Origin of the sequence: Azospirillum brasilense (assembly GCF_005222205.1) — a bacterium.
GTDB classification, from domain to species: Bacteria; Pseudomonadota; Alphaproteobacteria; order Azospirillales; family Azospirillaceae; genus Azospirillum; species Azospirillum brasilense_G.
The window spans coordinates 553,528-578,140 of record NZ_CP032347.1; the positions used below are offsets into that span (position 1 = coordinate 553,528).

The window sequence follows — 24,613 nt, forward strand, 5'->3', positions numbered from 1 at the left end:
ATGCACACGATCACCTTGCGGGAAGGGGCGGATCTCGACGGCTTCCGCCGGGCGGTGCGCCGCCTCGCCGCCGCCGGGACGGCGCCCGACAAGGTGCTGTGGAGCGTCGGCGCGCCGTCGCTGTTCGGCGGCGAGGCGGCGCTCGCTTCCGAAGGCGGCGCCCCGGTCTTCCTGCCCCAGGCGGTCGGGCAACTGATCGAAACCGTCGTCTGCCACGGCGATCCGGAACGCTACGCCCTGCTCTACCGGCTGGTCTGGCGCGTGCTGAACGGGGAGCGGGCGCTGCTCGACCAGCACGCCGACCCGCTGGTGCACCGGTTGGAACGGCTCGACAAGGCGGTTCGCCGGGACATCCACAAGATGCACGCCTTCCTGCGCTTCCGCGCCCTGCCCGGCCCGGATGGGGAGGAGCGTTACGTCGCGTGGTTCGAACCCGACCATCACATCGTCGAAGCCGTCGCCCCCTTCTTCGTCGAGCGCTTCGAAAGCATGGCGTGGACGATCCTCACCCCGAAGGGCTCGCTGCACTGGGACCGCCGGCGCCTGATGAGCGGCCCGCCCGCCGAGCGTCCGGACGCGCCGGCCCATGACCGCTTTGTCGATGACCGCTTCGCCGAGGGCTGGCAACGCTATTACGAGAGCACGTTCAACCCGGCGCGGGTCAACCCGACGGCCATGCGGGCGGAGATGCCGCGGAAATACTGGGCCAACATGCCGGAGACGGCGGCCATCCCGGCCATGGTCCGCTCCGCCCCCGCCCGCGTCCAGGCGATGCTGGAGGCCGAGGCCGCCGTCCCGCGCCGCCGCATGCCCGAGAAGGCCGTGGCGGCGATGGCCCGGCAGGCGCCGGACAGCCTCGCCGACCTGAACCGCCTGATCCAACGCTCCGAACCGCTGGTGCCGGGGGCGACGCAGGCGGTGCTGGGCGAGGGGCCGGAGGGTGCGGCCATCGCCATCGTCGGCGAGCAGCCGGGCGACCAGGAGGACCGCGAGGGCCGCCCCTTCGTCGGCCCCGCCGGCCAGTTGCTGACCGCCGCGCTGGAGGAGGCCGGGATCGACCGCGGCGGCCTCTACCTGACCAACGCCGTCAAGCACTTCAAGTTCGTCCAGCGCGGCAAGCGGCGCATCCACCAGTCGCCCACCGCCGGCGAGGTCAAGCATTACCGCTGGTGGCTGATGACGGAGCTTGGCTTCGTCCGTCCCCGCCTCGTCGTCGCGCTGGGAGCCACCGCGGCCCTGGCGATGACCGGCCGGCCCGTTGCGGTGCTGCGCGAGCGCGGACCGATGGCTTTCGACGGGTGGAACGGCTTCATCACCGTCCACCCATCCTACCTGCTGAGGCTTCCGGGGGAGGAGGAGCGGCGGCGGGCGCAAGCGGCGTTCGTGGCCGACCTGCGCCGGGCCGCGGCGCTGGCGTGAGGCGGGGTCAGGCCGTCTCCGGCGTCCGCGTCCTCACGCGCCCTGCTGCTTGAACCGCTTGCCCACCGTGCACTGGATGCGTTGAAGCTCGTACTTCGGGTGGTCATTGATCCACTTGGCGCTCTCGATCTGGCCGGCGATCGGGCAGCTCGACATGGTCAGGGGTTCGGTGTCGGGAACCATCGGGTTGATGGTCCGGCACTGGGTCGGGTCGGACGCCAGGCAGAAGATCATCGACAGGGTAACGAACATTGGGTGCTCCAAAACGCAACGGCACGGCTGTGCCAACATCGTGTGGATCAGCGAGAGCAAGCCGCATGCCATGCCCAGGACGAGGACAGGATTGCAGGATTCCGGCTGCTCGGAAATGAGCCAGACCACAGGGCGCCGAATCATTAGGCATCGAAGGTTAACCAATGCCTAAACGTTGGGAGTTTGCGAAGCCGTTGGTGCAGCGGATGAAGCGGAACGGTCCGCATGGTCCAGATAAGCCTTCGCGCAAGTCTGGAGTCGGCGCGCCGCTGGTCAACGGAACGTTGAGTGAAGTGTCTCGTATCCTTGAAGCAACCTGCGCTGGTCCTTGAAGCAACCTGCGCTGGCGTCAGGCCCCGGGCTGCTCGCACCGCCATTGGCGGACGTTCCAATTGGGATGCTCCATGAGCCAGTGCACGACGTGGACGTAGCTGTTGCGCGTGCATTCCACCGCGGTCGGGTACCGTTCGAAGGAGACTGGACGCTCGATGGCGCATTGGTCCGGCCGCATGGCCAGACAGATCACCAGAACCAGTTCAAACATGGTTCGCGTTTCCTGTACGAATGCTCGAAGAGCCGGCGCCTTCGACACGTTGGCCAAGGCAGACGAAGGCCGGAACACATCCATCAACAGCCGGCGCCGCGGATCGGGCCGCGCTGCTTTGCAGCAAATATTGCTGCTCTGCACAAAGCTCTCCTTGGAAACTGCAAATAAATAAATTACAAAAATCATGTTTTGAGGGATTAATCTCTTACTCCCAATTTGCGTTCAGTCCTGGATAAATCTGGCACGAGACGATTGTTTGGCATTTTCTATTCGTCAGAGCCTTGACGAGAAGATGGTCCCAATATAGCATTAAGTCCCAATTTGGCGTCAGCTTTTCTGAATATTGAATTCAGAACCGGACATACCGCGCGACAACATTCGCGCGACAACGCCCTTTTGCACTCAGCACCGCGCTCACAAGCAAGAATCCCATTGGTTTTTGGGTAAACAATAAGCGCCATCACGGGAGGGATCGTCATGAAGGTGTTGTCTCGTTGGCTTCTGGCGTCTGTCGCTGTCGTCGCCGCCGGCTCGGTTTCTGCGAACGACAGTATTCTCAAGAATGAAGCGAACCCCAACAACTGGGCGTCCCAGCTCGGCAACTATGCCGGGCAGCGGTACAGCCCCCTCGACCAGATCACCACCAACAACGTCAAGAATCTCCAGGTCGCGTGGTCGTTCTCGACCGGCGTTCTGCGCGGCCATGAAGGCGGGCCGATCGTCGTCGGCGACGTGATGTACATTCACACGCCGTTCCCCAACAAGGTCTTCGCGCTGGACCTCAACAACCCGGGGCGGGTCATCTGGAAATATGAATCGGTCCAGGACCCGACCGTCATCCCGGTGATGTGCTGCGACACCGTCAACCGCGGCGTCGCCGTCGCCGACGGCAAGGTCTTCCTGGCCCAGGCGGACAACACGCTGGTGGCACTCGACGCCAAGACCGGCAAGGAGATGTGGAAGGCCAAGAACGGTGACCACACCAAGGGCGAGACCCTGACGGCGGCCCCGCTGGTGGTCAAGGACAAGGTCTTCGTCGGCATCAGCGGCGGCGAGTTCGGGGTGCGCGGGCATCTGACGGCCTACGACACGAACAGCGGCAAGATGGTGTGGCGGGCCTTCTCGACCGGTCCCGACGCCGACGTGAAGATCGACCCGTCGAAGACGATGATGATGGGCAAGCCGATCGGGCAGAAGGACCTCGGCGTCTCGACCTGGCCGGGCGAGGAATGGAAGCGCGGCGGCGGGACGACCTGGGGATGGTACACCTACGATCCGGCGCTCAACCTGATCTATTACGGCACCGGCAACCCCGGCACCTGGAACCCGACGCAGCGGGCCGTCGACAAGGACCGGGCCAAGAGCGACAACAAATGGTCGATGACCATCTTCGCCCGCGATCCCGACACCGGGGAGGCGAAGTGGGTCTACCAGAAGACGCCCTTCGACGAGTGGGACTTCGACGGCGTCAATGAGAACATCCTGGCCGACATCAACATGAACGGCCAGCAGCGCAAGGTCCTGGTCAACTTCGACCGCAACGGCTTCGCCTACACGCTGGACCGGGCGACCGGCGAACTGCTCGTCGCGCAGAAATACGACCCGACGGTCAACTGGGCGACCGACGTCGACATGAAGACCGGACGGCCGAACGTCGTCGACAAATACAGCACCTTCGCCAACGGCGAGGACAAGAACACCGCGGCCGTGTGCCCGGCGGCGCTCGGCACCAAGGACCAGCAGCCGGCCTCCTTCTCGCCGGACACCGGGCTGTTCTACGTCCCGACCAACCACATCTGCATGGACTACGAGCCGTTCTCCGTCTCCTACACGGCCGGTCAGGCCTATGTCGGCTCGACCGTGTCGATGTACCCGACGCCGAACTCGCACGGCGGCATGGGCAATTTCATCGCCTGGGACGCGGCGGCCGGCAAGATCGTCTGGTCGCGGCCGGAGCGGTTCGCGGTGTGGAGCGGCGCCCTGTCGACCAAGGGCGGCGTCGCTTATTACGGCACGCTGGAAGGCTACCTCGTCGCCGTCGACATGAAGGACGGCAACGAGCTGTGGCGGTTCAAGACCCCGTCCGGCATCATCGGCAACATCAACACCTACACCCACAACGGCAAGCAGTATGTGGCCGTCCTGTCCGGCGTCGGCGGCTGGGCCGGCATCGGTCTCGCCGCCGGTCTGACCCAGGAATCCGGGGCGAACCAGTGGCATCAGGCCGTCCACCCCAACCGCGCCGGCGGTACGGGCGTGGCGACCGCCGGCCTCGGCGCGGTCGGCGCCCACCAGTCGCTGGGCGAATACACCCAGCTCGGCGGCGTCCTGACGGTGTTCCACGTTCCTGACCAGAAGTGATCGGCAGACCTGCCCCCGGTGCCGCAACGCACCGGGGGTTTTGCTTTAGAGCCTTCGGCATTTACTGGGACCCGGCTTCCGGGCAAGGATCTCGACATCCATGAAACGCAGATTTGTGCAACGCAGACTTGGCTTGCTGACCGGTGCGCTGACGGTGGGCACCGTCGCCTGTTTCGCCGCCCTGGCGCAGGACGCGCCGACGACCCCCGAGGGAACACCGACCTACATCGTCAAGGACGGTCAGGTGGACAAGGGAACCTACAACGGCTACCGCCGCTTCCACGCGACCTGCCACACCTGCCACGGCTTCGACGCCTCGGGGTCGTCCTTCGCCCCCAGCCTCGCTGACTCGCTGAAGCGCCTGAGCTACGACGACTTCAAGGAGGTCGTCGTCAACGGCCGCCAGAACCAGGGCGCCACCGGCGACAAGGTGATGCCCTCCTTCGGGCTGGACCCGAACATCATGGATCACCTGGACGACATCTACCGCTACCTGAAGGCGCGGGCCGACGGCGCGCTGCCCGGCGGGCGTCCGCAACGCATCGGCGGCTGATCCAGCGGAGGGAGACCGTTCATGGCACGTCCTTCCGCGCCCATCGCCATTGCCGTCGCCAGCGCCGCAGCTCTGCTGTCCGTCGCCCTGCCGGCCCGCGCCGTCGAGGCGACGGAGCGCGAGTCGGTGCGCGTCTGCGCCGACGGCAACCTCCTGCCCTACTCCAACGAACGGATGGAGGGCTTCGAGAACGAGATCGCCCGGCTCATCGGCGAGGACCTGAAGAAGCCGGTGACCTATTACTGGTGGCCGCAGACCATCGGCTTCGTCCGCAACACGCTGCGCGCCCGGCAGTGCGACCTCGTGATGGGCACGGCGTCCGGCGAAGAGCTGATGCAGAACACCAACCCCTACTACCGGACCGTCTATTCCCTCGTCTACCGCACAAAGTCGGGCATCCGGGCGGAGAGCGTGGGCGATCCGTCCCTGAAGGACGCGCGCATCGGCGTCGTTGAAAAGACGCCCGCGGTCAACCTGCTGCGGCTCTACGGCATCACCCGGACGGAGCCCTACCAGCTCAACACCGACACGCGCGCCAACAACCCGGCCCGCGATGCCATCGAGGACGTCGCCGCCGGCCGGACCGACGCCGCGGTGATCTGGGGGCCGATCGCCGGTTACTACGCCGCCCAGCAGAGCGAGCCGCTGACCGTCGTGCCGCTGGTCAAGGAACCGGCGGGTGCCCGGCTGCAATTCAACATCTCCATGGGCATCCGCTCCGACGAGCCGGAGTGGAAGCACTGGCTCAACGACTTCATCAAGCGCCGCCAGGACGACATCGACCGCATCCTGCTGCGCTACCACGTCCCGCTCGTCGGCCCGGACGGCGCGCTGAAGACCGCCGCCGCCATCGAGCCGCCGGGCTACCGGATGGACCAGTACCGCGCCCCAACCCCCGCCGGCCTGTCCGGCGCTTCCACCGTGACCCTGGCGGAGTTGCGGCGGCTGATCGAGCATTTCCCCGACACGCGGCTGATCGACGTGATGCCGGCGCCGCCGCGCCCGCCGGACCGTCCGGCGCCGGCCGTGTGGGTTCCGCCGCCACGCCGCAGCCTGCCGGGGGCGGTCTGGCTGCCCAACGTCGGCTACGGCAGCCTGTCGGGCGAGCAGGAACGCTACTTCCGCGCCGGGCTGGAGACGTTGACCGGCGGGGATCGGGCGTCCCGGCTGGTCTTCTTCTGCGAGCCGGACTGCTGGATGTCCTGGAACGCCGCGAAGCGCGCGGTGGAGTGGGGATACGGCAACGTCTATTGGTATTCCGACGGCGCCCTGCGCTGGCAGGAGGCGGGATACGGGCTGGAGACGGTCGAGCCCTTCGCCGGCGGCGCCTCCAACTGACCGAAGCGGCCGGTCCTGGTCGGGATGGTCTCAGTCCAGACGGGCGGCGATGTCCCGGGCGATGCGGCCGGCCTTTTGTTCGAGTTGGACCGGCTGCTCGCACAGCGCCGTCTGGTTGCGCCGCCGCTCGTCGAGGATGCGCCGCCGCCACGCGATCTCCTCACGCAAAGCAGTCGCCTCAGGGGCGTCGGCGGGAAGCGTCTGGAGACGGGTCAGCGCCGCGTCGATGCCGTCGAGCAGGACGCGCTGCTGGTGGGCGTAGCGCTTGATGGCCGAAATGGCTTGCCCGCGCTCCCGGTTGAGCGCGTCGAAGGCTCCGGCGAACAGGGCGGTCAGGGCGGCGTTGCGGTCCGCCGCTGCCCCGTCGGCCTCGAACTGGTCGGCGAAGCGGTCGATCGCCGCCTGCTCCTGCTCCGGATCGAGCCGGCGGTCGAGAATTTGCTTCAGGACCGGCTCGGTGCCGGGAATGTCGCGCCAGTCGCCTTCCTTCCCCTCGATGGGGTCACCGGGCCAGATCTGGCCGGACGACAGGGTCGGCACCAGAATCTGGACGCAGGGCCAGTCCGGATCGCTCCCGGCCGCCCCCGCCGGGACGGACGCTAGGGCGAGCAACGCGGCGGCAAGGACAGCGGAGCGGTGACGCATGATGAGAGTCTGCCGGATATCGGGCGCCCTTGCCCATCCACGCATTCGGATGAGGCCGACGGAATTCGCCGCAACGGCGCTCCTGCTCCTGCTGCTGAGCGGCGCTGCCCCGGCGGCGGCACAGGCGCCGGCCAGGGTTCTTGTCTTCGATCTGGAACTGGTGGACACCAGCCGGGAGCCCCCCGATCCGGACCATGCCGGACGGCTGGAGCGGGTGACGGCGCTGCTGCGCGACGGGCTGAAGGAGGGCGGTTACGAGGTGATGAGCGTCCGCGACAGCGCCGTCGCCGCGGAAGTGCCGGCGTCGCTCCATCGGTGCAACGGCTGCGAACGCGACCTCGGGCGCCGGGCCGGCGCGGACATCGTGGTGACGGGTTTCATCCATAAGATCAGCACGCTGATCCTCAACATGCAGATTATAATGCGCCGCACCGGAGATGGCACCGGAGACGGCGAGATCATCGCCGTCGCAAACGCGGACATCCGCGGCGACAACGAGCGGTCGTGGCGGCGCGGCGTCGACTGGCTGCTGCGCCACCGCCTGCTGGCCGCACCGCCGTCCGACCGGTGACGAACCCTGACGACATCCGAGGCGGGGGAGCCAACCTTCGTCCGACACGGGGAGGAGGATCGCTTGGCCGACGACGCTTTGCTCTCCTATGTGCCGTACCGCCCGGCGGCAAGCCGCGTCCGGTACTACGACATCACGCTGCGCGACTATGTGGACCAGTTCCGGATCGGCGTCTGGGACGAGGAGAAGGAGCGCACGCAGCGCGTCCGGATCAACGTCTCGCTGACGCTGCCCTGGCCCGACCGGCCGATGACCGACAGCCTGGACGAGGTGCTCTCCTACGACTTCCTGATCGACGGCATCCGCGCCCTGCGCGACGGCGCCCATGTGAACCTCGTCGAGACGCTCGGCGACCGGATCCTCGCGCTGTGCTTCTCCAACCCGGATGTGACCCGCGCGCGGGTGCAGGTGGAGAAGCTGGACGTCGTTCCGGAATCCGCCGGCGTCGGCGTGGTCATCGAACGCGTCCGCCCCGAAGGAGCGCAAGCGTCATCATGAGCAGCGCGCCACTGTGGGTCGTGAAGCTGGGCGGCAGCCTGTGGCGCGCCCCGGAATTGCGGCGCTGGCTGGAGATCCTGGCCGCGGCGCGGCGCCTGCGCGTCGTGATCGTTCCCGGCGGCGGCCCCTTCGCCGACGCCGTGCGCGACGCCCAGCCGGCGCTCGGCTTCGGCGACCGCGCTGCGCACCGCATGGCCCTGCTCGCCATGGAGCAGTACGGAACCGCCCTGGCCGACCTGGAGCCGCGGCTGTCCCCCGCCCGCAGCCTCGCCGATCTGCGCGGCCGGCCGAGCCCGACCGTCTGGATGCCGCTTCCCCTGGCGGATGACGCCGACGTGGCGGAAAGCTGGGACGTCACGTCCGACAGTCTGGCGGTCTGGCTGGCCGGCGCGCTCGGCGCCACCTGCGCGGTCCTCGTCAAGTCCGCCTCATTGCCGGACGCCGCCGTCCCGGCAACCCAGCTCGTAACGGAGGGCATCGTCGACCCGGCCTTGCCGGACCGCATGGCGCGCTACGGCGGGGCGGTCTGGTGCGTGTCGCGGGACGAGCACCGGCGCTTCGCCAAGGCGCTGGACCAGGGCAACCCGTGCGGCACCCGGCTGACCCTGCCCGCTGACGCTCCGAACGCCGATGGCTGAGCGCCCCGAGCATGTCCTGTTCCTGACCGGCGCGCTGGCTGAACCGCGCCTGCGCCATGTGCTTGCCTCCTTGGAGCCGCTGGAGTTCCGGACCACAGTGGTCAATCTCGGCATCAAGGTCGCGGCGCTGGCGACGACGGAGATCGTGCTGCGCCGCCTCGCCTCGACCGAGGGCGCCGACCTTGTCCTGCTGCCGGGGCGGTTCCGCGGCGATCTCGACCGGCTGTCCGCCCATTTCGGCGTGCCCTTCGAGTGCGGCCCCGACGAGCTGGAGGATCTGCCCCAGCATTTCCGGCGTCAGGCCGCTCCGCTCGATCTCAGCCGCTACCGCACGAAAATCTTCGCCGAGATCGTCGAGGCGCCGCTGCTCGGCGTGCCGGCCATCCTGGAGCGCGCCGCCCGCTTTGCGGCGGACGGCGCCGACGTGATCGACCTTGGCGGGCTGCCTGACCACCCCTTCCCCCATCTGGAGGAGGCGGTAACGGCTCTGCGCGAGGCCGGCCACACGGTCAGCGTCGATTCCCTCGATCCCAGGGAGTTGTTGCGCGGTGCCGGAGCGGGCGCCTCCTACCTGCTCAGCCTGACTGAGGAGACCGCCTGGGTCGCTCGCGAGACCGACGCGGTGCCGATCGTCATCCCCACCACGCCGAGCGATCTCCCATCCCTTTACCGGGCGCTGGACAGCATCCGCGGCGAAGGACGGCGCTGCATCGCCGATCCGATCCTGGAACCGATCCATCACGGCTTCACCGACTCCCTGCTCCGCTACCGCGAGGTCCGGGCGCGCCACCCCGACCTGGAAATCCTGATGGGGGTCGGCAACGTCACCGAACTGACCGACGCCGACACGCCGGGGATGACCGCGCTGCTGATGGGGATCGTCTCCGAACTGCGCATCGACCACATTCTGACGGTGCAGGTCAGCCCCCATTGCCGCCGCACGATCCGCGAGTTCGACGCGGCGCGGCGCCAGTTCTTCGCCGCTGCGGAGGCCGGCGCCCTGCCCCGCAACTTCGGCGACGCCCTGCTCTGTCTGCGCGACCGCAAGCCCTTCACCAGCACGCCGGAACAGGTGGTCGACCTCGCCGCCCGCATCCGCGACCCGAACTACCGGATCGAGGTGACGGAACAGGGGCTCCACCTCTACAACCGCGACGGGCACCATGTGGCCGGCGATCCCTTCGCCCTGCTCCCGCACATCGATCCCCGCACCAATATGGGGCACGCCTTCTATCTCGGAGCGGAACTGGCGCGCGCGCAAATCGCCTGGCAGCTCGGCAAGCGCTACAGCCAGGACAACGAACTGCACTGGGGCGTGGCGGTGGACGCGCCCGGCGACACCGGAGGGGGCGAGATGTGACCTTCATCCGCGAAACCATCATCACCAGCTGCGACGCGGCGGGAAACGTCCACGTCGCACCCATGGGAGCCACGGTGACCGAGACCGGCTATGTTTTGGCCCCCTTCCGCCCCTCGCGCACGCTCGACAACCTGCTCGCCACGCGCTGCGCGGTGGTGAATTTCACCGACGACGTCCGGGTGTTCGCCGGCTGCGTCACCGGGCGGCGGCGCGACTGGCCGACCGTCCCGACGGAGCGCATCCGCGGCGCGGTGCTCGCCGGAGCGCTGGCGCACGAGGAGTTGGAGGTGGTCGTGGTGGAGGACGACGGGGTGCGCCCGCGCCTGGACTGCCGCCCGGTGCATCTGGTCAGCCACCGCCCCTTCCGCGGCTTCAACCGGGCGCAAGCCGCCGTGGTGGAGGGGGCGATCCTGGTCAGCCGCCTGCATCTCCTGCCGCCCGAGAAAATCGACCGCGAAATCGACTATCTGTCCATCGCCATCGGCAAGACCGCCGGTCCCGCGGAGCTGGAGGCGTGGGGCTGGCTGCTCGACCGCATCGCCGAACACCGGGCTGGCGGAGAGAAGGCACCATGACCCGGCTGCTCGCCAGCGTCGCGTCCCTGGAGGAACTGACGCTCGCCGCACGGGGGGGCGCGGACATTCTGGATTTGAAGGACCCGAAAACGGGTGCACTCGGGGCATGGCCGCTGGACGGCATTGTCCGTGCCGTCGATACGGCCCGCCAATGGCCCGTCCGCGCCCCCCTGAGCGCCACCGTCGGTGACCTGCCGATGGACCCGGTGGCCGTGGTGGGCCGCGTGGCCGAGACCTGGGCCTGTGGCGTCGATTACGTGAAGATCGGCCTGATCCCCTCCGGCGATCCGGCGGGCTGCGTGGCGGCACTGGGGCCGGAGGCCCGGCGGGGCACCCGCATCATCGCCGTGCTGTTCGCCGATCTTTGGACCGACCCCGGCACATTGCTTCCCGATATCGCGAAAGCCGGCTTCGCCGGAGCCATGCTCGACACCGCCGGCAAGGGTTCCGGCGGGTTGCTGCAGCACAAGACGAAGGACGAGCTGGAGCGCTTCCTGGCACAGGCGCGCAGCCACGGCCTGCTCACCGGGCTCGCCGGTTCATTGCGCCTGGACGACATTCCGGCGTTGCTGCCGCTCGCGCCTGATTATCTCGGTTTCCGCACCGCGCTGTGCGCCGGTGCCGACCGGGGCGGCGCCTTGGACCCGGCCGCGCTGGCCGCGGTCCGCAACGCCGTCCCGAGACAGCCCCTCACCGGTTGAACGCGCGTCCCGCTATTGCCCGGACCCCTGCTTCGGCGGTTCGGAAGTGACGTTGCCGCCCTGCGACACCGACCCGCCGCCGATGGTGCCCTGCCGCTGTCCGGCCAGGGAGTTGTCCGGCAGAGCCCCGGTGCCGCTCGTGGAACCACCCGACGCACCGGACGCCGACGAGTCAGGCGTGGAAGTGCCGGACGTGCCGCTTTGTCCGCCGCCTTGAGTGACCCCGCCGCCGACGGTGCCCTGCCGCTGCCCGGCCAGGGAGTTGTCCGGCAGAGCGCCGGTCGATGGGCTGGAGCTTTGGCTTCCGGAGCCCTGAGGCATCGCGCCGCCCGTGCTTTGGGCCGACGCCGGAACCGCCGCCGCGGCCGACGCGAGGGCCAGCAGAGACGCACCGGCCAGGATGTGCAGATGTTTCATGGACCTGTCCTCCGGCATGATGTTGGACGAACCTGGGAAAGATCGGGCGCTGCTAACCCGCGTCCTTCGTGCTGCGGTTCTGGCGGGACGCTTCGCCCATGCGGCCGATGTCCTCCTTCGCCCGCTCGTCCCGCCCGGCGTCCTGCGGTTCGTCCTTTTTGAATTCCTGCTCGCTGCCGAGAACGCTCTTCTCGCCGCGCGGCTGATCCTGAGTCTTGTCGGAATGTCCCGTCATGACGTTTCCTCCACCCGAGCCCGCCCGGCGGGATGACCGGACGGTCGTCTGCTCCATCAACCGCAGGTCGCCGGGGGCGGTTCCGTCCGTCCTGTCACCCCTGTTCCGCCGGCCCGCCGCGGCGGGCCCAGAAGCCCCGCCCAGGATCGTAGGCGAGGATCGCTCCCCCCAGGAACAGCGCGAGGCACGCGGCGACGGCCAGGAACGCCGTTCCGTTGAATTGCAGATACAGAGCGAAGCGGATCAGCTCGACGGCCTGCGTGAAGGGGTTGATCCCGGCGATCCAGGCGAGCGTCGGGCTGCCCTCGCGGATGCGCCACAGCGGGTAGAGCGCGGAGGAGGCGAAGAACATCGGGAAGATGACGAAGTTCATCACGCCCGCGAAATTCTCCAATTGCCGGATGAAGGAGGACAGCAGGAGGCCGAGCGCGCCCAGCATCAGCCCGCTCAGCACCAGGGCCGGCAGCACCGCGAGATAGCCGAATTCCGGCGGCTGGACGCCCCAGAACCACGCGATGGCGAGGAAGACGTAGACCTGGATGATCGACACCAGAACGCCGGCCAGCAGCTTGCAGACCAGCAGGTACCAGCGCGGCAGCGGGCTGACCAGCAGGGTCTTCATGCTGCCCATCTCCCGGTCGTAGACCATGGACAGCGAACTCTGCATCCCGTTGAAGAGCTGGATCATGGCCACCAGCCCCGGCGTCACGTAATCCTCGTAGAGGATGTAGGTCTCGTAGGGCGGGATGATCGACAGGCCGAGGACAGCGCGGAACCCCACCGCGAAGATGGCCAGCCAGACCAGCGGCCGCACCAGGGCGGCGAAGAACCGCTCGCGCTGGTGCACGAAGCGCAGCCCCTCGCGGACGATGACCGCGCGCAGGCAGCGCCAGTGGAGCGTCGCGTTCATTCCCGGGCCCCCGTCTCCGTCAGCCGGGCAAAGGCGTCGCCCAGGGTCGCGGCGCCGGTGGCGGCGCACACCTCCGCCACCAGCCCGGTGGCCCGCACGCGCCCGCGGTGCAGCACCACGACGCCGTCGCCGTCGCGCGCCTCGTCGATCAGGTGGGTCGCCCAGAGCACGGCCAGCCCACGCTCCCGGCAGAGGTCGTGGACATGATCAAGCACCTGCCGGCGCAACTCGATGTCGAGCCCGACGGTCGGCTCGTCCAGCAGCAGCAGGCTCGGGCGATGGAGCAGAGCGCGGGCGATCTCCACCCGGCGCCGCTGCCCGCCGGACAGGGTGCGCACGCGCTCGCCGGCGCGCTCGGCCAAGCCGATGCGGGCCAGCTCCTCGCCCGCCCGGGCTTCGATGTCGGCGGGCGCCAAGCCGTGCAGCCCGCCGTGGTAGCGCAGGTTCTGGATGACGGTCAGGTCCGGGTCGAGCGTCGGCTGCTGGAACACCACGCCGATGCGCGCCAGCGCCTGGGCCGGGTGCCGGCGCATGTCGAAGCCGAAGACCCGGATGCTTCCCTGGCGGGTGTTGTAGATGCGCGTGATCAGAGAGAAGAGCGTCGTCTTCCCGGCGCCGTTGAGCCCCAGCAGCACCGTGAACCGCCCCGCGGGGACGCCGAACGACACGCCCTCCAGCGCCGCCCGCGCCCCGAAGCGGTGGCTCAGCCCCTCGACCGCCAGGACGGGATCTCCCGCGGCGTGGCGGGACCAGGCTTGCGGGTCGGGTGGCGCCGTTTCGAAGCAATCCATGTCGTCTCCATCGCCCATCACTGCCGCTGTTCAAACCCTCTCCCCTCTGGGGAGAGGGAGGGTCCCGCCGAAGGCGGGAGGGTGAGGGTCGGGCGAGGATCAAGGCACTGATCCTTGCCAGAACCCTCACCCGGCCGCTTCGCGGCCACCCTCTCCCGGGGCGGGAGAGGGGAGCGTGCCCATCACGGCTTGACGATCACGCCCCAGGGCGCGCCGCCGACCGAGATCGACTTCACGACCCGGCCGCGCTCCAGATCCATCACCGACATGTCGTTGCTGACGCCGTTCGTCGTGTAGAGGCGCTTCTCGTCCGGAGACAGCGCCAGATTCCACACGCGCTGGCCGACGAGATGGTAGCGCTTCACCTCATAGGTCTTGGCGTCGATTTCGGCGACCCGGTTGGCCGGGCCGAGGGCGACGAAGGCGCGCTGTCCGTCGCTGGTCAGCTGGATGCCGACCGGCTGGATGGATTCACGCGGCACGCCCTGGACGGCGAAGCTGATCTTGTGGACGAGCTTGCGCGAGGCCACGTCGATGACGCTGACCGTCCCGCCGACCTCCGACGACACCCAGACGAACCGCCCGTCCCCGGTGAACTGGGCGACGCGCGGGCGCGCATCGACCAGCACGTTGTCGATGATCTTGTGCGACTCCGTGTCGATGAAATGGGCCATGTTCGTCGTTTCGGACGTGTTCACCAGGATCTTGCCGTCCGGGCTGACGCCCATGCCCTCCGGCTCCACCCCCACCTGGATCTCGCCGATGATCTTCTTGCTCGCGATGTCCACCACCGAGACCATGTTGTCGTCCTCGTTGGCGACGTAGAGCCGGTGCCCCTGCGGGTCCAGGACGAACAGCTCCGGATCGGGGCCGGAGGGCAGCCGGTCGACCACCTTCTGGGTCGCCACGTCGATGACGTCGATCCGGTTGTCGTCGCCGACGCAGACGAAGATCCGCGTCATGTCCTCGTTGAAGGTGATGCCGCGCGGCCGGCGGCCGACCTTGATCGTGGCGACCACCTGCAGCTTGCCGCCGTCCACCACCGAGACGGTGTTGCTCTTCTCGTTCGACACGAAGATGGTGTCCGCCTGCGCGGGCTGGGCGACGGCGAAGCCCAGCAGCGCTAACGCGCCGATCCGGGCGGCTCCTCCGGTTAACGACATCACGGTCCCTCCCATGGTTGCCCCCTGCCGGGGCTTTTCTCAGCGGTTGCGGCACCGGCTTTCCGGGCGATCATCGCCGAGCGTGTCGAGTTCCGAGAACTGGTGCAGGTAGCCCGGTTGCGGCGACACCGAGACGAGCACCCGCGGCCCGGCCAGCAGCACCGGCTGCCGAAGCTGCCCATCCCACTCCCGGAAGGTCAGCCCCTGCCCCTTGAAGGCCGGCAGGGTGAAGTCCGGGCCGCGCACGAAGGCGGCGAGCGCCGCGGGGTCGCCGGATTTGGTGCGCGTCGCCGCCTCGCCCACCGCGCGGACAGCCATCCAGGCGGTGTAGTCGCGCGGGCGCATCCAGCGCCCGGCCTGCCGCTCGAAGCGGCTGTGGATCTGGGTCGCCCCCCACTGCTCGTGCACGCGCGACCACGCCGTCGGGACGAGCCCATGGGTGCCGGCGACCGGGCGGGGAAACCACGTCTGGTAGAGCAGATACTCGCCGAACCCGTCCGCCTCGTCGGCGACGACCAGCACGTCGTGCTCGGTGCCCTGGGTGAAAGTGAGGATTTCCGACTGCACGGTGACATGACCGGTGTCGACGCGGCGGTTCGCGTCCTCGAAGGTCCAGCGCTTCTCCTCGACGATTTTGGCGCGGTAGCGCTTGGCGGCGGCGCGGATCGCGTCGGCGTAGGCGGCGTCCTGCGGCGTCCGCCCGACCACCAGCAGCCAGTTCATCCATTTCCGCGACGCGAGATACTGGGCCAGCGCGTCGGCCTGCATCCGCCGGCTGGGCGTGACGTGCAGCAGGTTGGCGCGGCAGCGCTCGTTGCGCAGGTCGTCGTCCGGGGCGCGGGTGTTGAAGATCAGCATGTCGGCCGCCTCGGGCGCCGCCGCCGCGGCGAGCAGGGCGTCCTCCTTCAGGTCGGCGACGAGCAGACGCACGCCCTGCCCGGCGAGGTCGCGCACGGCGTCCTCGACGCGCCCGTCCTCCGGCACGGTCACCTCGACCAGATCGAAGCGCTGGTTGAGGAACCGCCCCGTCGTGTTGTTGTCGGCGATGGCCAGGCGGGCGCCCTGGACGCCCTCGTCCTCCGACACCGGTTCGAGGAAGGTCTGGGGAATCCGCGGCTCCTCCGCGCGGGTCAGATAGCTGATGCGGACCACCAGCGGATCGGCGCCCCACGCCGGAGACCCGAGCAGGAGCGCTGCGGCGATGGTCAAAAGGGCGGCGGTTCGGCTCACGGGTGTGCGCCCGCTACGCTTCCCCAAGAATAAGCACCTCTCCGATCCCTCCGGCCGACCGGTCGCCGATAAGGCGCCGGGCGCGGGTTCCGGCGGTTGAGAATCCACTGGGCCAAGCCCCGCCATCGATCAGCTCCTTCCGCATCAGGTCCAGAAACAGCCAGTCGTTCATGCCGCCATCGACGAAGCCTGACGGAACGGCGTCCGGCGCTTGGGGCAGCAGGATGGAGCCCCGGCGCATGGCCTGCCCCGCATCGGGACCGCAACCGGCGCCGACGACGACGGTCCCGGCGATCATCCGGGCGCCGCACAGCCTCCCCACCCGGCCGTGGACGGCGATCAGCCCCCGCCGCATCCGCTCGCCGACACGGTCCCCGGCGTTGCCCATGACGAGGACGGAGCCGCCGCTCATGCCGCGCGTGCCGCCGGCCAGCGGCGCCCCCAGGAAATCCCCGGCATCGCCCAAGACGCGCAGGCTCCCGCCGGCCATCCCGGCCGCGGCGAAGGCGCCGCAGTTCCCCTCGACGGTCAACGTGCCGCCGCGCATGGCGCTGCCGAGATAGGCGCCGCAATCCCCCTCGACCCGAATGTCCCCGGCGGTCATACCCGTCCCCACCCCGTCGAGCACCGCGCCGCCGGGACGCAGGATCAGGGCGCCGAACGGCCCGCCGTCCTCCATCGCGAACAGCGCGTCCAACCGGTGACGCCCCCGCCCGCGGACCAGCATCAGCCCGGCCAGCGCCTCCCGCCCGCCTTCGGCCAGACGCTCGGGCAGCACGCCCGTCATGTCGATGGGTGGACCGGCGGGATCGCGCGTGGTGAGGACGACGCCGCTCATGCCATCACCTCATGCAGGCGGAACTGGTAGCGGCCGAGCTTGCCGCCGTAATTGCCGGCGGTGACCGACACCACGCCCCCCGCGGCGCCCAGCTCCGCCACCGCGGCGATGCCCGCGCGCATGGCGGCGGCGACCGCCGCTTCGCTCACCCCGTCGATCACCAGTTCAAGGATGGATTCCACGCCCTCCGGCACCAGCGACGCCGGAGCCGCCGCCCGCAAGGTCGGGCAGAAGGCCGTGTTGGTGGAGGCGATCAGCCCCTTGTACTTGCCGCCGATCTTGGAACCGGAACGGACCACCCCGCCGGGGAAGGGCAGGATGGCCCCCGGAACGTTGCGGATCGCCAGGACCGCGGCCTGCGCCGCCGCCAGCCCGGAGCAGCGGTCCGCCGCCAGGATGATAAAGTTGCCGCCGCCGACGCCCTCCACCGCCGCGGTGGCCGCCTCGCACAGGAACTCGCCATCCATGACGGGGATGCGCCAATAGCGCCGGCCGCCGATCCGCTTGGCGATCTGCCAGCCGTCGCCGAAATAGCGCAGCGCGTTGCCGAGCGGGATCACAGAACCCTCCCGCAGTCCCGCGTAACAGGCCGTCCCCGGGCAGGTCATCACGCATTGCCCGACGCGGCGTGCCACCTGCTTCGCCAGCTCCGCCTTCGACATGGCGAACAGCAGCACCGCGGCGCCGGGCCGGGAATCCGGGGTTTCATCGAATGGCAACACGCGCTCCATCGCCGCCTCGCAGCCGCAGGCAATCACCGAGGTGGCGAAGCCCGTCATGCTGACCACCGCCGCCTGGACCCAGGCCGGCGTGTCGGCGGTGATCACCAGCCGCGTGCCGAGCATGGGAAAGGCCTCGGCGAAGGTATCGTCGATGAGGACGCCGTTGAGCCGCATCAGAACGCCCCCATCAAAATGATCCGGGCTGACACGCGTGGCGGATCAAGCCGTTGCCGCCGCGGATCTCCTCCTCCGCGATGCGGAAATGCGTCAGCCGCTGGCCCATGCGCTCGTCAAAGCGGCGCGCCATCCAGGACTCGATGGTCGGGTCGTAGGCGGGCTCGACCACATGCGTGCGCCCCTGGAGGAACGCCACCACCACGCCGTCGCGGACGATCAGCCGGCCGTCCTTGAAGACGAGGTCCGGCTTCTCGAACATGGCGCGGCGGTCCGGCCGGTCGGTGTAGACGGTGATGTCGGCGACCGCTCCCGGACCGAGATGGCCGCGGTCGGTCAGGCCCAGGATGCGCGCCGGGGCGGCGCGTGTCATGGTGGCGATCTCGCCCAGCGAATATTCGCGCGTCAGCGCCCCCAGGATGGTGTGCTCCGGCAGCGCCGGGTGCAGCTCCGCCATCCGGGCGAGGCGGTAGTCGCGGTCCATCAGCAGGCGGATCAGTTCGGGGTAGCTGGTGAAGGGCGCGCCGTTGGGGTGGTCGGTGGTCAGGAAGATCCGCCAGGGGTCCTCGATCAGCAGGAACAGCTCCAGCCCGATCGCCCATTGCAGCGCGTTGACGAAGGCCTTGTCGCGGTAGCGGAAGGGCACGACTCCGCAGCCCGCGTCGCATTCGATGTCCATCATCACCCATTTCTTCGGATGGGCGAGCCCGGCGTTGTTCATCTGCGCCATGGTGTCGGCCGAGGCGGTCACCGTCTGGCCGAACATGATCTGCCCGACATCCACCGAGATGTTGGGCCGGCGGTTGACCGCCTCGGCCACCCGCGCGGCGGCGGAGGAGAATTTCCGGTCGCCCTCCGCCCCATAAGCATGGAACTGGACGTGTGTGAGGTGGAGGCGCAGGCCGTCGACCGCCGCGATGCTGTCGAGCGTCGCCTCGACGTTGCCGGGAACACCCAGGTTGAAGCCGTGCAGATGCAGCGGGTGCGGGATGCCCAGCCGCTGCACCGCCCCCGCCAGGGCGGTGAGGATGCGGCGCGGCGTGATGGCGTGGAAGGGGCCGTTCTCGTCCACGTCGAGGCGGCGCTGGTTGTACTTGAAGGCGTTGATTCCGCCGGGATTCACCGCCTTGACGGCGAGGCTGCGCGTGGCGTTCAGCATGAAGCCGACGTAATCGGCCACCGCCGCCTCACCGGCGCCGGAGGCGAGAAGCTCCAGCAGCAGGTCGTCGTTGCCCAGCACCAGATAGCCGCCGGTGTCGATCAACGGAATGTCCGCCATTTCCAGATGGGCGTGGCGGGCGTTGCTCGGCAGCATCGCCGGCTCGAAGGCCGCCGTGTAGCCCATCTGGGCGTAGCGGCAGCCGGTGGCGTGGGTCGAGGGGGTAGCGAGGCCGCGGCAACCGCAAGGCTCCTCCGCCGCCGCGCGATGTTCCTCCGCCATCAGCAGGCGCGCGATGTTGACCTTGCCGCCGGCGATGTGGCTGTGGATGTCGATGGCGCCGGCCATCACAACCCGCCCGGACAGGTCATGGACCTCGTCCGGCGCGGCGCCGGGGCCGGGATCGGCGACGATCCGCCCGTCCCGGACGAACAGGTCGCCCACCGCGCCGTCGCGCCCGTTGGCCGGGTCGTAAACGCGCCCCCCGGCGAGCTTCGTCAGCATGCGGGGGCCTCCTCTGGCAGAGCGGCGGCGATGGCCTTCAGCACGGACGCGCCGTCCGGCAGACCACGGTCGATGAGGCCCCGCGCGCGCAGGGCGACCACCGTGTCGCTGCGGAAGACATGGGCGGAGTGGTCGATGCCCGGCGTGCCGACGGGAATGAACACCGCCGGCTCGTCGACGAAGGCCGTTCCCGGCGGGGCCAGCGCGATGACGGTCTGCTCCGCCGGAAAGGCCGGCACCTCCGGCCGGAAGGCGGACACCCAGATGACGGCGTCCGCCACCGCCGCATAACGCGCCCAGGCGAAGCGGTGGGGATCGTGCAGCGGCGCCCCTCCGGCCAGCGACGTGCGCAGCGGCACCCCAAAGCGCCACGTGCAGACCTGATTGACCCCAACCACGTTGTCGTGCCCGGCCAGCGGCAGACCGGCGCAGCGGGTGTGCCGGTTGATATCGCGCACGAGCTGGACCAGCCGCTCCACCGTCAGGTCGGCGTGCGTCCCATCGAAAGCGGCGGCGGCCCAGGCCACGACCGCGTAGCGCGCCTTCGCCAACCGCTCCGCCAAGGCGGCGATGTCGCCGGCCGCGATGCTGGCGGTTCCCGAAGCGCGGGACGGATCGGCCAAGGCCGCGGCCAGCGACGCCGCCGCGTCCCCGACCCTTGCGGAGTCACCGGCCAGCACCGTGACGGAAAGGCCCGAAAGAGCAGCGCGCGTGCTGTCCAGCGGTTCGCCGCACAGGAACACCACCTCCCGCGATGGCGGTGTTTGGAGGGCCGGCGCGGGCGCCACCCAGCGCTCGAAGAGGCGCGGGTGCAGCGCCGCCGGGTCCGGTCCGGCCACCAGCAGAAGGTCGCAGCGGTTGCGCAGCTCGGCCAGGGTGGTGGCGATCCAGCCCGTGCGCTGGAGCACCGCCAGATTTCGGTACAGCCCGTCGGACAGCGCGTGATCGACCACCGCGCCCAGCCGTTCGGCGAGCGCCAGGGCGGCCCGTGCCCCATCGACGTCGGTGCCGAGCCCGGCCACCAGGGGCGTCTGCGCCGCCGCCAGCACCGCGGCCGCGGCCTCCACCGCCTCCTCCAGCGGCACCGGGATGCCCGCGACGCGCGGAGGTTCCGCCGCCGTCGTTCGGGAGTATCCCTCGCGCGCCACCGGGCAATCGGTGGAGCGAACCGTCAGCGTCGAGGGTGGTTCCTCCTCGATGGTCAGGTCGTCGCAGCCGAGGCCGCAGAACGGACACACAACGTCACGATGGACGGCATGAGGGATTGGTCGCTCGCTCGCCATGCCGTCAGTCGTACTTGATGTAGGCGAAGCGCGGATCGTCCTTGGGCGTTCCCTCCAGCGCGCCGCCGTCACGGGCGGGCTGCCACTGGATGACCTCCTCGATCTTGCGGGCGAGGTCGAAATCCTTGTCGGTGATGCCCTTGGCGGAATGGGTCTTCAGCCGCACCTCGACCCAGGCGTAGGAGGCGGTGAGGTCCGGGTGATGCCACGCCGCCTCGGCCAGATGGCCGACCGCGTTGATCACCATCAGGGTGCCCTTCCAACTGTTCGTCTTGTACTTCCGCCGGATCCAGCCGTCCTCGAACCGCCACCGCGGCAATATTTGCTGCAGTCGCTCAGCGATTTCCGTATCGGAATAGGTGGTTTCCTGAACCGCGGTCATGTCTTCCTCCCCGAAGTGACCGAACAGTCCTCACCCCGAAGAGGTATATACTATTGGATCGGGGTCTTTTTTTAACGCAAGATTATCATGACCAAAAGAACGACGCAACTTTCCTTAAACGAGTGAGGTCCTCATGCCACTCGGCGTCGATGAAGTCAGGGAGTTGCGGGTCACGGCGCCCGCGCGATTGCATCTGGGTTTTCTCGACATGAACGGCGGCCTGGGCCGCCGTTTCGGCAGCCTGGGGCTGACGCTCGACGGGATGGCGACGACCCTCCGGGCGCGCCCGTCCGACCGCCTCTGCGCGAGCGGCCCGTCGGCGGAGCGCGCGCTGACGGCCGCGCGGGCGGTCTGCGACCGCTTCCGCTGGCCGGCCCGCGCCGAACTGACCGTGGAGGAGGCCATTCCCGAGCATGTCGGGCTGGGCTCCGGCACCCAGCTCGGTCTGGCGGTCGGCACCGCGCTCGCGCATCTGCACGGGCGGCCTTCGACGGTCCGCCGCCTCGCCGCGGAACTGGAGCGCGGCGCCCGCTCCGGCATCGGGATCGGCGCCTTCGAGAAGGGCGGCGTGATCCTCGACGGCGGCCGCGGGCCGGACGACGCGCCGCCACCCATCGTCGCCCGCCTGCCCTTTCCGGAGGCGTGGCGCGTGCTGCTGATCCTGCACCGCGACGGCCAGGGTTTGCACGGCACCGCCGAGCTGCAGGCCTTCAAGGCGCTGCCGCCCTTTCCGGCGGAGCGGGCCGGACATCTCTGCCGCCTGATCGTCATGGCCGCCCTCCCCGCCCTGGTCGAGGGCGACGCCGACCGTTTCGGGCGGGCGGTGGGCGAGCTGCAACGCACGGTGGGCGACCATTTCGCCCCGGTCCAGGGCGGCCGCTTCACCAGCCCGCTGGTCGCCGAGGCGCTGGCGTGGCTGGAGGCCGAGGGCATTCCCGGTGTCGGGCAGACGTCCTGGGGGCCGACCGGCTTCGCCATCGTCGGCGACGCCCGGCGGGCCGAGGCCCTGCTGGCGGAGGCGCGGCGCCGCTGGGCGGGGACCGCGCTGGACTTCCATCTGGCCCGCGGCCGCAACGACGGCGCGACGCTGGAATCCACCACCGACCGGGTGGTGCTGCGGGCCTCCTGACCCCTCCACACCCGAGCCAAGCGGGAGGCGCGCCATGGCCGCACCCTACGTTCTGCACATGCTGACGCCGCTGAAGCACGTCAGCGCCTTCGACGTCAACATGGCGGCGGACGCCGGCATGGGACCGCTGTTCCCCTACACCGGCGTCGCGCTGGAGGAGGTCACCGGCATCACCCAGGACGCGATGTTCTCCCGGGACCCGGCGAACGCGGCGCGCACCGGGCTGTTCATCGGCGGGCGCGACGCCGTGCTGGCGCTCGACATGATGGACGCCGCGCGCAAGGCCATGTTCGCGCCCTTCACCATCTCGGTCATGGTCGATCCGTCGGGCGCCTTCACGACGGCCGGCGCTATGGTCGCCGTCGTCGAGCGCGCCCTGCGCCGCAGCCATCCGGACGGGATCAAGGGGCTGAATCTCAAGGTGTTCGGCGCGACCGGCGTGGTCGGCGGAATCGCCGCCGTGATCGCGGCGCTGGCCGGCGCGCGCGTCACCCTGGTCAGCCACCGCGGCCTGTCGGGCGTGGAACCGAAGGCCGCCGAGTTCCGGCGGCGCTTCGGGGTGGAGCTGGCCTGCGCGGATGCGCCCGACGACACGGCGCGGGAGGCGCTGCTCGCCGATGCCGAGGTGGTGTTCGGCTGCGGCCGGGCCGGCGTGCAGATCCTGTCGGCGCGCAACCTCGCCGCGGCGGGCCGCCTGCTGGTCGCGGCGGACATCAACGCGGTGCCGCCGTCCGGGATTGAAGGGGTCGGCCCCAAAGACGACGGCACGCCGCTCCCCGGCGGGCGTGGCGTCGGGGTCGGAGCGCTGGCGGTCGGCGCCGTCAAGTTCCGGGTGCAGCACGCCCTGCTGACGCGTCTCGCCGCAACGAAGACGGCGGTGTATCTGGATTTCTGCGATGCCTACGACGCCGCCCGCCAGATCGCCGGCTGACGCGGTGACGGAGGGTCCAGACATCGTCGTTGCGGCCCTGTCGGCGCGGGCGCTCGCCGCCGCCGCCCGCCGCGCCGGCCGGCGGCCGGCGGCCATCGATCTGTTCGCCGATCTGGATACCAAGCAGCTTGCCGAGCCCTGCCTGCGCCTGCTCGCCGAAGGTCTGCGCCTGGAGTCCGCTCCCCTTCGGGATGCCCTGGCGCGGACGGAGCTGCGCGGTCTGCCGCTGGTCTACGGCGCCGGCTTCGAAGACGACCCGGCGCTTCTGGCGCGCCTCGCGGAGGACCGTCCGCTGATGGGCAACCGGCCCGACGTGGTGGCGCGCATCAAGGACCCGTTCCGCTTCGCCACCCTCCTTGACCGGCTCGGCATTCCCCATCCTACGGTCGCGCCGGCCTTGGACGGATCGCCCGGCGACCATCTGCGGAAGCGGATCGGCGGCAGCGGCGGCGCGCACATCACCCCTGCGACGAGCGGAAAACCCCAGCCGGGCTGGTACATCCAGCGACGCGTCGCCGGCCATGCCCTGTCGGTCCTCTTTCTCGCGGACGGCGACCGCGCGGTCATCGTCGGGCTGAGCCGGCAGTGGACCGCGCCGACCGCGGCCAGCCCCTACCGCTACGGCGGGGCGGCCGGACCGTGGCGCTGTCCGGAGCGGTGGACCCCGACCTTGCCCGCCATGATCAATCGCCTTGCGGCGGCGTTCGAGCTGGTCGGGCTGAACAGCGCCGATTTCCTGGTGACCGGGTCGAACTTTCATCTGTTGGAGATCAATCCGCGTCCCGGCGCGACGCTGGACGTCTTCGACCGCCCGCCGCTGTCGCCGCTGCTGGGCCTCCACCTGGACGCCTGCGCCGGGCGCCTGCCCGACCGCCTTCCGGCCTTGCCGGGATGCCGGGCGGCGGCGGTGCTCTACGCCGACGCGCCCACCCGGATCGAGGCGGGCCGGCGCTGGCCGGCCTGGACCGCGGACCGGCCGGCGGCACCGGCCCTCATCGGGCGCGGCGAGCCGGTCTGCACGGTGTTCGGGGAAGGTCCCAGCACCGCAGCGGCGCGGCGTGATGCCGAGCGGCGGCAACGCGAACTGGCGGCCCTCGCCGCGATGGAGATGCAGTGATGATCACAGTCCCCTCCGCTGACCTGTGCCGGCAGCTCGCGCACTTGATGCTCCCTCTCCCCCCTGGGGAGAGGGTTGGGGTGAGGGGGTTGCGCTTTTGCCGGGCGCTCCGCCACGCGCATCCCCCTCACCGGCCCTCCGGGCCACCCTCTCCCCAGAGGGGAGAGGGC

Annotated in this window: 27 protein-coding genes; 13 read left to right on the top strand and 14 right to left on the bottom strand. The window is 69.7% G+C overall.

The window, feature by feature from the left end; all coding sequences use genetic code 11:
- Positions 1-1,419 (top strand): UdgX family uracil-DNA binding protein, encoded by a 1,419-nt coding sequence (locus tag D3869_RS24570; RefSeq protein WP_137142392.1) that lies wholly within the window; start codon positions 1-3, stop codon positions 1,417-1,419.
- Between the two features lie 33 nt (positions 1,420-1,452).
- On the opposite strand, the gene D3869_RS24575 is transcribed toward D3869_RS24570, so the two are convergent.
- Entirely contained in the window at positions 1,453-1,671 is a 219-nt protein-coding gene (locus tag D3869_RS24575) for a hypothetical protein (protein ID WP_035680398.1), read from the bottom strand.
- A gap of 349 nt (positions 1,672-2,020) precedes the next feature.
- A complete protein-coding gene (locus D3869_RS24585) occupies positions 2,021-2,215 on the bottom strand; it encodes a hypothetical protein (protein WP_137142394.1) in 195 nt (64 codons plus the stop codon).
- Between the two features lie 480 nt (positions 2,216-2,695).
- On the opposite strand from D3869_RS24585, the gene D3869_RS24590 reads away from it, so the two are divergent.
- The 3 genes from D3869_RS24590 (at position 2,696) to D3869_RS24600 (ending at position 6,470) form a co-directional block, all read left to right on the top strand.
- The gene (locus D3869_RS24590; RefSeq protein ID WP_137142395.1) at positions 2,696-4,579 is read left to right on the top strand and encodes a methanol/ethanol family PQQ-dependent dehydrogenase; all 1,884 of its coding nucleotides are present in this window, start codon (positions 2,696-2,698) and stop codon (positions 4,577-4,579) included.
- 100 nt (positions 4,580-4,679) lie between these two features.
- Positions 4,680-5,132: a c-type cytochrome gene (locus tag D3869_RS24595; protein WP_137142396.1), complete on the top strand. Its 453-nt coding sequence runs from the start codon at positions 4,680-4,682 to the stop codon at positions 5,130-5,132.
- A gap of 21 nt (positions 5,133-5,153) precedes the next feature.
- Positions 5,154-6,470 carry a quinoprotein dehydrogenase-associated putative ABC transporter substrate-binding protein gene (locus D3869_RS24600; protein ID WP_175426596.1) on the top strand — a complete coding sequence of 439 codons (1,317 nt, stop codon included), beginning with the start codon at positions 5,154-5,156 and terminating at the stop codon, positions 6,468-6,470.
- Positions 6,471-6,500: 30 nt separating this feature from the next.
- Here D3869_RS24600 and D3869_RS24605 read toward each other — a convergent pair whose 3' ends face one another.
- A complete protein-coding gene (locus D3869_RS24605; RefSeq protein ID WP_137142397.1) occupies positions 6,501-7,115 on the bottom strand; it encodes a hypothetical protein in 615 nt (204 codons plus the stop codon).
- Positions 7,116-7,164: 49 nt separating this feature from the next.
- On the opposite strand from D3869_RS24605, the gene D3869_RS24610 reads away from it, so the two are divergent.
- The 6 genes from D3869_RS24610 (at position 7,165) to D3869_RS24635 (ending at position 11,458) form a co-directional block, all read left to right on the top strand.
- Positions 7,165-7,686 (top strand): DUF3280 domain-containing protein, encoded by a 522-nt coding sequence (locus D3869_RS24610; RefSeq protein WP_137142398.1) that lies wholly within the window; start codon positions 7,165-7,167, stop codon positions 7,684-7,686.
- Positions 7,687-7,749: 63 nt separating this feature from the next.
- On the top strand, positions 7,750-8,184 hold the full coding sequence (locus tag D3869_RS24615) for a dihydroneopterin aldolase (protein WP_137142399.1): 435 nt from the start codon (positions 7,750-7,752) through the stop codon (positions 8,182-8,184).
- The gene (locus tag D3869_RS24620) at positions 8,181-8,822 is read left to right on the top strand and encodes an aspartate/glutamate/uridylate kinase (RefSeq protein WP_137142400.1); all 642 of its coding nucleotides are present in this window, start codon (positions 8,181-8,183) and stop codon (positions 8,820-8,822) included. The genes D3869_RS24615 and D3869_RS24620 overlap by 4 nt, the downstream gene beginning before the upstream one ends.
- Positions 8,815-10,182 (top strand): DUF6513 domain-containing protein, encoded by a 1,368-nt coding sequence (locus D3869_RS24625; protein ID WP_137142401.1) that lies wholly within the window; start codon positions 8,815-8,817, stop codon positions 10,180-10,182. The genes D3869_RS24620 and D3869_RS24625 overlap by 8 nt, the downstream gene beginning before the upstream one ends.
- On the top strand, positions 10,179-10,757 hold the full coding sequence (locus D3869_RS24630) for a DUF447 domain-containing protein (protein WP_137142402.1): 579 nt from the start codon (positions 10,179-10,181) through the stop codon (positions 10,755-10,757). Before D3869_RS24625 ends, D3869_RS24630 begins: the two co-directional genes overlap by 4 nt.
- Positions 10,754-11,458, top strand: a complete 705-nt coding sequence (locus D3869_RS24635) for a (5-formylfuran-3-yl)methyl phosphate synthase (protein WP_137142403.1) — start codon at positions 10,754-10,756, stop codon at positions 11,456-11,458. Before D3869_RS24630 ends, D3869_RS24635 begins: the two co-directional genes overlap by 4 nt.
- A 12-nt stretch (positions 11,459-11,470) precedes the next feature.
- Here the strand turns inward: D3869_RS24635 and D3869_RS24640 are convergent, their stop codons facing one another.
- The 11 genes from D3869_RS24640 to D3869_RS24690 all read right to left on the bottom strand — a co-directional run bounded on the left by D3869_RS24640 (position 11,471) and on the right by D3869_RS24690 (position 21,266).
- Positions 11,471-11,875 carry a hypothetical protein gene (locus D3869_RS24640; protein ID WP_137142404.1) on the bottom strand — a complete coding sequence of 135 codons (405 nt, stop codon included), beginning with the start codon at positions 11,873-11,875 and terminating at the stop codon, positions 11,471-11,473.
- 52 nt (positions 11,876-11,927) lie between these two features.
- On the bottom strand, positions 11,928-12,110 hold the full coding sequence (locus tag D3869_RS24645; protein WP_137142405.1) for a hypothetical protein: 183 nt from the start codon (positions 12,108-12,110) through the stop codon (positions 11,928-11,930).
- Positions 12,111-12,204: 94 nt separating this feature from the next.
- Entirely contained in the window at positions 12,205-13,020 is an 816-nt protein-coding gene (locus D3869_RS24650; RefSeq protein WP_137142406.1) for an ABC transporter permease, read from the bottom strand.
- A complete protein-coding gene (locus D3869_RS24655; RefSeq protein ID WP_175426597.1) occupies positions 13,017-13,811 on the bottom strand; it encodes an ABC transporter ATP-binding protein in 795 nt (264 codons plus the stop codon). The genes D3869_RS24650 and D3869_RS24655 overlap by 4 nt, the downstream gene beginning before the upstream one ends.
- 182 nt (positions 13,812-13,993) lie before the next feature.
- On the bottom strand, positions 13,994-14,974 hold the full coding sequence (locus tag D3869_RS24660) for a PQQ-dependent catabolism-associated beta-propeller protein (protein WP_137142407.1): 981 nt from the start codon (positions 14,972-14,974) through the stop codon (positions 13,994-13,996).
- Between the two features lie 39 nt (positions 14,975-15,013).
- Positions 15,014-16,204: an ABC transporter substrate-binding protein gene (locus tag D3869_RS24665; protein WP_137142408.1), complete on the bottom strand. Its 1,191-nt coding sequence runs from the start codon at positions 16,202-16,204 to the stop codon at positions 15,014-15,016.
- Between the two features lie 13 nt (positions 16,205-16,217).
- Entirely contained in the window at positions 16,218-17,042 is an 825-nt protein-coding gene (locus D3869_RS24670) for a formylmethanofuran dehydrogenase subunit C (protein ID WP_137142409.1), read from the bottom strand.
- Complete coding sequence (gene fhcD, locus D3869_RS24675) at positions 17,039-17,938, bottom strand: formylmethanofuran--tetrahydromethanopterin N-formyltransferase (protein WP_137142410.1); 900 nt, start codon at positions 17,936-17,938, stop codon at positions 17,039-17,041. The genes D3869_RS24670 and fhcD overlap by 4 nt, the downstream gene beginning before the upstream one ends.
- A gap of 13 nt (positions 17,939-17,951) precedes the next feature.
- Entirely contained in the window at positions 17,952-19,601 is a 1,650-nt protein-coding gene (locus D3869_RS24680; protein ID WP_137142411.1) for a formylmethanofuran dehydrogenase subunit A, read from the bottom strand.
- Positions 19,595-20,839 (bottom strand): formylmethanofuran dehydrogenase, encoded by a 1,245-nt coding sequence (locus D3869_RS24685; RefSeq protein WP_247895954.1) that lies wholly within the window; start codon positions 20,837-20,839, stop codon positions 19,595-19,597. Before D3869_RS24685 ends, D3869_RS24680 begins: the two co-directional genes overlap by 7 nt.
- A 49-nt stretch (positions 20,840-20,888) precedes the next feature.
- On the bottom strand, positions 20,889-21,266 hold the full coding sequence (locus D3869_RS24690; RefSeq protein WP_137142413.1) for a 4a-hydroxytetrahydrobiopterin dehydratase: 378 nt from the start codon (positions 21,264-21,266) through the stop codon (positions 20,889-20,891).
- Between the two features lie 133 nt (positions 21,267-21,399).
- Between D3869_RS24690 and D3869_RS24695 the strand changes: the two genes are divergently transcribed.
- From D3869_RS24695 to D3869_RS24705, 3 genes are read left to right on the top strand one after another with little or no spacing between them, the layout of a single operon-like run.
- Positions 21,400-22,395, top strand: a complete 996-nt coding sequence (locus D3869_RS24695; protein ID WP_137142414.1) for a beta-ribofuranosylaminobenzene 5'-phosphate synthase family protein — start codon at positions 21,400-21,402, stop codon at positions 22,393-22,395.
- Between the two features lie 34 nt (positions 22,396-22,429).
- Positions 22,430-23,326 (top strand): NAD(P)-dependent methylenetetrahydromethanopterin dehydrogenase, encoded by an 897-nt coding sequence (locus tag D3869_RS24700; protein ID WP_137142415.1) that lies wholly within the window; start codon positions 22,430-22,432, stop codon positions 23,324-23,326.
- Complete coding sequence (locus D3869_RS24705; protein WP_247895956.1) at positions 23,292-24,443, top strand: ATP-grasp domain-containing protein; 1,152 nt, start codon at positions 23,292-23,294, stop codon at positions 24,441-24,443. Before D3869_RS24700 ends, D3869_RS24705 begins: the two co-directional genes overlap by 35 nt.
- Positions 24,444-24,613: the final 170 nt, after the last annotated feature.

What these genes read in the sequence shown, in the direction of transcription:
- D3869_RS24595 (WP_137142396.1), top strand. Translation starts at nt 4,680, where the DNA reads ATGAAACGCAGATTTGTGCAACGCAGACTTGGCTTGCTGACCGGTGCG.
- D3869_RS24640 (WP_137142404.1), bottom strand. Translation starts at nt 11,875, where the DNA reads ATGAAACATCTGCACATCCTGGCCGGTGCGTCTCTGCTGGCCCTCGCG.
- D3869_RS24605 (WP_137142397.1), bottom strand. Translation starts at nt 7,115, where the DNA reads ATGCGTCACCGCTCCGCTGTCCTTGCCGCCGCGTTGCTCGCCCTAGCG.
- D3869_RS24590 (WP_137142395.1), top strand. Translation starts at nt 2,696, where the DNA reads ATGAAGGTGTTGTCTCGTTGGCTTCTGGCGTCTGTCGCTGTCGTCGCC.
- D3869_RS24620 (WP_137142400.1), top strand. Translation starts at nt 8,181, where the DNA reads ATGAGCAGCGCGCCACTGTGGGTCGTGAAGCTGGGCGGCAGCCTGTGG.
- D3869_RS24645 (WP_137142405.1), bottom strand. Translation starts at nt 12,110, where the DNA reads ATGACGGGACATTCCGACAAGACTCAGGATCAGCCGCGCGGCGAGAAG.
- D3869_RS24660 (WP_137142407.1), bottom strand. Translation starts at nt 14,974, where the DNA reads ATGTCGTTAACCGGAGGAGCCGCCCGGATCGGCGCGTTAGCGCTGCTG.
- D3869_RS24700 (WP_137142415.1), top strand. Translation starts at nt 22,430, where the DNA reads ATGGCCGCACCCTACGTTCTGCACATGCTGACGCCGCTGAAGCACGTC.
- D3869_RS24695 (WP_137142414.1), top strand. Translation starts at nt 21,400, where the DNA reads ATGCCACTCGGCGTCGATGAAGTCAGGGAGTTGCGGGTCACGGCGCCC.
- D3869_RS24585 (WP_137142394.1), bottom strand. Translation starts at nt 2,215, where the DNA reads ATGTTTGAACTGGTTCTGGTGATCTGTCTGGCCATGCGGCCGGACCAA.
- D3869_RS24705 (WP_247895956.1), top strand. Translation starts at nt 23,292, where the DNA reads ATGCCTACGACGCCGCCCGCCAGATCGCCGGCTGACGCGGTGACGGAG.
- D3869_RS24655 (WP_175426597.1), bottom strand. Translation starts at nt 13,811, where the DNA reads ATGGATTGCTTCGAAACGGCGCCACCCGACCCGCAAGCCTGGTCCCGC.
- D3869_RS24690 (WP_137142413.1), bottom strand. Translation starts at nt 21,266, where the DNA reads ATGACCGCGGTTCAGGAAACCACCTATTCCGATACGGAAATCGCTGAG.
- D3869_RS24600 (WP_175426596.1), top strand. Translation starts at nt 5,154, where the DNA reads ATGGCACGTCCTTCCGCGCCCATCGCCATTGCCGTCGCCAGCGCCGCA.
- D3869_RS24575 (WP_035680398.1), bottom strand. Translation starts at nt 1,671, where the DNA reads ATGTTCGTTACCCTGTCGATGATCTTCTGCCTGGCGTCCGACCCGACC.
- D3869_RS24680 (WP_137142411.1), bottom strand. Translation starts at nt 19,601, where the DNA reads ATGCTGACGAAGCTCGCCGGGGGGCGCGTTTACGACCCGGCCAACGGG.
- D3869_RS24625 (WP_137142401.1), top strand. Translation starts at nt 8,815, where the DNA reads ATGGCTGAGCGCCCCGAGCATGTCCTGTTCCTGACCGGCGCGCTGGCT.
- D3869_RS24635 (WP_137142403.1), top strand. Translation starts at nt 10,754, where the DNA reads ATGACCCGGCTGCTCGCCAGCGTCGCGTCCCTGGAGGAACTGACGCTC.
- D3869_RS24670 (WP_137142409.1), bottom strand. Translation starts at nt 17,042, where the DNA reads ATGAGCGGCGTCGTCCTCACCACGCGCGATCCCGCCGGTCCACCCATC.
- D3869_RS24570 (WP_137142392.1), top strand. Translation starts at nt 1, where the DNA reads ATGCACACGATCACCTTGCGGGAAGGGGCGGATCTCGACGGCTTCCGC.
- D3869_RS24610 (WP_137142398.1), top strand. Translation starts at nt 7,165, where the DNA reads ATGAGGCCGACGGAATTCGCCGCAACGGCGCTCCTGCTCCTGCTGCTG.
- D3869_RS24650 (WP_137142406.1), bottom strand. Translation starts at nt 13,020, where the DNA reads ATGAACGCGACGCTCCACTGGCGCTGCCTGCGCGCGGTCATCGTCCGC.
- fhcD (WP_137142410.1), bottom strand. Translation starts at nt 17,938, where the DNA reads ATGCGGCTCAACGGCGTCCTCATCGACGATACCTTCGCCGAGGCCTTT.